Annotated in this window: 6 protein-coding genes and 1 pseudogene; 5 read left to right on the top strand and 2 right to left on the bottom strand. The window is 73.9% G+C overall.

Annotation, left to right across the window (positions count from 1 at the left end; all coding sequences use genetic code 11):
• Window positions 1–112: 112 nt before the first annotated feature.
• On the top strand, window positions 113–730 hold the full coding sequence (idi, locus tag ACOJUF_RS12575; RefSeq protein WP_420122188.1) for an isopentenyl-diphosphate Delta-isomerase: 618 nt from the start codon (window positions 113–115) through the stop codon (window positions 728–730).
• 54 nt (window positions 731–784) lie between these two features.
• On the opposite strand, the gene ACOJUF_RS12570 is transcribed toward idi, so the two are convergent.
• Complete coding sequence (locus ACOJUF_RS12570) at window positions 785–1,342, bottom strand: DUF1697 domain-containing protein (protein WP_420122187.1); 558 nt, start codon at window positions 1,340–1,342, stop codon at window positions 785–787.
• Window positions 1,339–2,340 carry a LysR family transcriptional regulator gene (locus tag ACOJUF_RS12565; RefSeq protein ID WP_420122186.1) on the bottom strand — a complete coding sequence of 334 codons (1,002 nt, stop codon included), beginning with the start codon at window positions 2,338–2,340 and terminating at the stop codon, window positions 1,339–1,341. The genes ACOJUF_RS12570 and ACOJUF_RS12565 overlap by 4 nt, the downstream gene beginning before the upstream one ends.
• A 72-nt stretch (window positions 2,341–2,412) precedes the next feature.
• Between ACOJUF_RS12565 and ACOJUF_RS12560 the strand changes: the two genes are divergently transcribed.
• From ACOJUF_RS12560 to ACOJUF_RS12545, 4 genes and pseudogenes are all read left to right on the top strand, one after another.
• A complete protein-coding gene (locus ACOJUF_RS12560; protein WP_420122185.1) occupies window positions 2,413–2,565 on the top strand; it encodes a hypothetical protein in 153 nt (50 codons plus the stop codon).
• A 144-nt stretch (window positions 2,566–2,709) separates the two neighbouring features.
• Entirely contained in the window at window positions 2,710–3,198 is a 489-nt protein-coding gene (locus tag ACOJUF_RS12555) for a DUF3145 domain-containing protein (protein WP_420122184.1), read from the top strand.
• Window positions 3,199–3,400: 202 nt separating this feature from the next.
• Window positions 3,401–3,916, top strand: coding sequence for a hypothetical protein (locus tag ACOJUF_RS12550; protein WP_420122183.1), 516 nt, complete (start codon window positions 3,401–3,403; stop codon window positions 3,914–3,916).
• Window positions 3,917–3,927: 11 nt separating this feature from the next.
• Window positions 3,928–4,126: pseudogene (locus ACOJUF_RS12545) on the top strand (hypothetical protein); the annotation flags it as partial.

Raw genomic sequence — 4,126 nt, 5'->3', positions numbered from 1 at the left:
GCGGTGGGGGCGCCGGACCGCGCCCCCCCCCGCCCCGCCCGCCCGCCCGGGTTCGCCCCGCCTGGGGGGGGGCGGGCCGGGGGCGGCCGCGTCGATCGGTAGGCTCGCGGTCGTGCCGCCGATCCGACATCCACTGTCCGACCCCACGCATCCAGGGCGCCGCCGGGTGGCCCCGTTCCCACCGTCGCCGCTCGACGAGAACGAGCAGGTCGTGCTGGTCGACGAGCAGGGCACGCCGATCGGGCTGGCCGACAAGGCCACCGTGCACGGCGCGCGGACGCCGCGGCACCTGGCCTTCTCCTGCTACGGCTTCCGGTCCGACGGGCGGCTGCTGGTGACCCGCCGGGCCGCCGACAAGGCCACGTTCCCGGCGGTCTGGACCAACACCGCCTGCGGGCACCCGGCGCCGGGGGAGGCGCCGGCCGACGCCGCCGCCCGCCGGATGCGGTACGAGCTGCGCATCGAACCGGCCGACCTGCGCATGGTCCTCCCGGACTTCTCCTACCGGGCCTCCGACGGCGCCGTCGAGGAGAACGAACTGTGCCCCGTGCTGGTCGCCCGCATCGAGGACGACCCCGACCCGCGCCCCGACGAGGTCGACCGGTGGGCCTGGTGGACCTGGCCGGAGTTCCTGGCCGCCGCCGCCGACCCGGACAGCGGGCTCTCGCCCTGGGCCCGGCTTCAGGCACCGCTGCTGGACGCCGCGCTCTTCCCGAATCGCCCGTCCTGAGGGTGCTCGACGGTGGCCTCGCCCGATCGGCCGGCGAGGGCAGCCACCGCCGGCTCAGCCGGCCAGCTCGCGCAGCTTGGTGACGGTGTTCCAGTTCCGCAGGGTCACCGCCGTGCCGAGTCGCCGGTCCCAGTCGACCGACCACAGGGTCGACTTCGAGATGCCGTTCGGGCACCACAGGTAGAGGTGGCCCGCGGCGAACCGGGCCTCGTCCGGGGCGGTGTCGGCGTCCGGCCCCAGCTGCGGCACGGCCGCGACCGTCGCCGCCGGCGGCGGCTCGGCCAGGAACCCCAGAAAGTGCTTGGAGCCGTCGGGCGCCCGGTCGCCGAAGGGGTCGGCCTCGATCGCCGACGCCAGCTGGGCCGGAGTCCGTACGAGCACCCGGGCGGTCACCGAGAGCTGATCAGCCAGCCCCCGTTCGATCGCCTGCTCGACCGCGGCCGTGCCGCCGCGCGCCGATCCCGGCACGGAGAAGACGGCGTTGCCGCTCTGCAGCAGCGTCCGCACGTCGCTGTATCCCAGGTCGGCGAGCAGGGTGCGCAGGTCGGCCATCGCGACCCGCTTGTTCCGGCCGACGTTGATGCCCCGGATCAGCGCGATGCGGGTCGTCATGCCGAGTGCACCAGCACCGGGGCCGGCCCCGTCCCGGCGACCGCCGGTTCGGCCGGTACCGCCACCGGCCGGCACAGCACCGGCGCCGCGGCCGCGACCCCGGCGGCGACCCGCCGCAGCGCGGCCAGGGCCGGGGCGATGTGCGGTTGGTCGGCGGTGCCGGCCCGGGTCTGCACGCTGATCCGTCGCACGGGTGGCTCGCCGGCCACCGGCCGGAGCACGATCGGCTCCCGGGCGAACTCGGGCTGCGCCAGCCGGGGGACCAGGCTGACCCCGTGGCCGGCGGCGACCAGCCCGACCACACCGACGAACTCGTCGGAATAGTGCCGGGCCCGCGGCTGGAAGCCGGCCCGCTCGCAGGCCTGCCGGGTGAGCTGCCAGCACGGCACCCCGGGGTTGGCCAGGATCCAGTCCGCGTCGGCCAGGTCCCGCAGCTCGATCTCCGGCCGGTCGGCCAGCGGATGGTCGAACGGCAGCGCGACGTCCATGACGTCGTCCAGCAGGTGCTCGGACTGCACCCGCTTGTCGTCGTGCCCGGGCAGCAGCTCGGTCACGGCCAGGTTCATGCACAGGTCGACGCGCCGGCCCAGTAGGGCGTCCAGGGCGTCCTCCGGCTGCACCTCCCGGACCTCCACCCGGATCCGGGTCGAGCCGGCCAGATCGGAGATGACCGGCACGGCCAGCGCCTTCACCGCGGAGCTGAACGTGCCGACCCGCACCGTGCCGGCGTCACCGCGGCGGAAGGCGGCGAGATCGGACTCGGCGTGCTCCAGGTGGGTGAAGATCTGATGGGCGTGCGCCAGCAACAGCTGCGCGGCCTCGGTCAGCCGGACCCGCCGGCCGTCCGGCTCGAGCATTGCGGTGCCGGTCTCCTTGGACAGCGCCGCCAGCTGCTGGGAGACCGCGGACGGGGTCAGGTGCACGGCCGCAGCGGTGGCGGCGATCGTGCCGCAGCGGTCCAGTTCGCGCAGGATCTCCAGCTTCCGGACGTCAATCATGCAGCTGATCTTACGCATCAGCGGAAGAAGAAACAGATGGACGCGATGATTTTCTCGGACCAGGCTGAGGTCATGACCGCAGCCCTGATCCTCCTCGTCCTGTTCCTCCTCCTGGCCGTCGCCGGCCCGACGCTCGGCGCCGACAGCCGCCGGTCCCGGGGGTGGACCGACGGCCAGGCCGACGCGCCCCTCTGGTCGGACGACGGCGCGCCCGTCACCAGGTGAGGCGGCTCGCGTCCATTCCATCGGGGGGTGGCGTCACGGCCACCCCACGGTGCACAATGTCCTCGCAGGCCACACCATTTGCCGCCGGTCACGCACGTCCACGTTGGGGAAGAACGATGGAAGTGCGAGCGGAGGTGGACGGTAGTGACCCGTGGAGTGGTGTACGTGCACTCGGCGCCCGCGGCGATCTGCCCGCACGTCGAGTGGGCGATCGGCAGCGTCATCGGCGGTCGCGTGACGCTGTCGTGGACGGCCCAGCCGGCGTCCCCCGGCGCCCTGCGCGCCGACGTCGCCTGGTCCGGCATGCCCGGAACCGCCGCCAAGCTGGCCAAGGCGCTCAAGGCCTGGCCGATGCTCCGGTTCGAGATCACCGAGGAAGCCAGCCCCGGCCAGGACGGCGAACGCATCTGCCACCTGCCCGGCCGCGGCGTGTGGCGGGCCGCTATGTCGGCCAACGGTGACGTCATGCTCGGCGAGGACCAGCTGCGCTCCGTGCTGGCCGCCGCGACCAGCCTCGACGGCCTCCAGCACACGCTGGCCGACCTGCTCGGCGCCCATGTCGACGCCGAGCTCGAGCCCTACCGCCGGGCCGGCGAGGGCACTGCCGTGACCTGGCTGCACCAGGTCGGCTAATCCGGCGGGGTTGCGTGCCCGCGGCGAGAAATGGATAACACCGTTCGCGCCGCGGCCATCCACCCTGCGTGACAACCGGCGACCCGCTGATACGTCGGACCTTGTGGACAGTGCGACAGTTCGCATTCGCCCCGAACGGGGTGTCCACGACAACGATGGCGGAGGGTCTTGCCGTATGCGGTTACGCGGCCGACGGTTGACGATGGTGCTGACCATCGTCCTGATCGTCGTCCTCGGGGGTGGGGCCTCCGCCGCCTGGGCGCTGGGCCGGACCCGGCCCGCCGCGGTGCCCGCCGGCTACGCCGCCGGCCCGACCGGTGACGAGTCGGTCGCCGTCTCCGCCGCCGCCGCGCAGCACCCGCGCGTCGACGAGATCCGCGACACCCTGCAGACCTACTTCGACGCGATCAACCGGCGCGACTTCCAGGCCTGGTTGACCGTCGTCGGCCCGGATCAGGCGGCCAACCAGTCCGAGCCGGACTGGGCCCAGGCGTACAGCACGACGGTCGACTCCAACCTGATGATCGCCGAGATCGGCGACGACCCGCTGCGGGTCCGCACCCTGTTCACCTCCGAGCAGGACGTCGAGTTCGCCCCGAAGCGGCTGCCGGCGACCTGCATCACCTGGGACCTGACCTACCTGCTGTCCGAGCAGGACGGGACGCTGACGCTGAGCGGGATCGATCCGTCCACCCAGTCGATGGCCGCGTGCCGGTAGCGTCGGCGGGCATGGTGACTCGTAGGCGGCCCGCCGTCGCGCTGGCCGGCCTGGTCGCGGCCGCGCTGCTCGTCACGGCATGCGCGGGCCCGGGCGCGGATACCGGTTCGGCCACCGCCGGCGCCACCGCGGAACCGGCGCCGGGTAGCCCGTCGGCGCCGGTCCCGACCCCCGCATCCTCATCGGCTGAGCCCGCGCCGGCCGGCTCGC

The sequence above is a fragment of the Nakamurella sp. genome (genome assembly GCF_048594475.1).
Lineage (GTDB): Bacteria > Actinomycetota > Actinomycetes > Mycobacteriales > Nakamurellaceae > Nakamurella.
The sequence above is the reverse complement of the archived record's forward strand: the minus strand, read 5'-3'. Positions and strand labels throughout refer to the sequence as shown.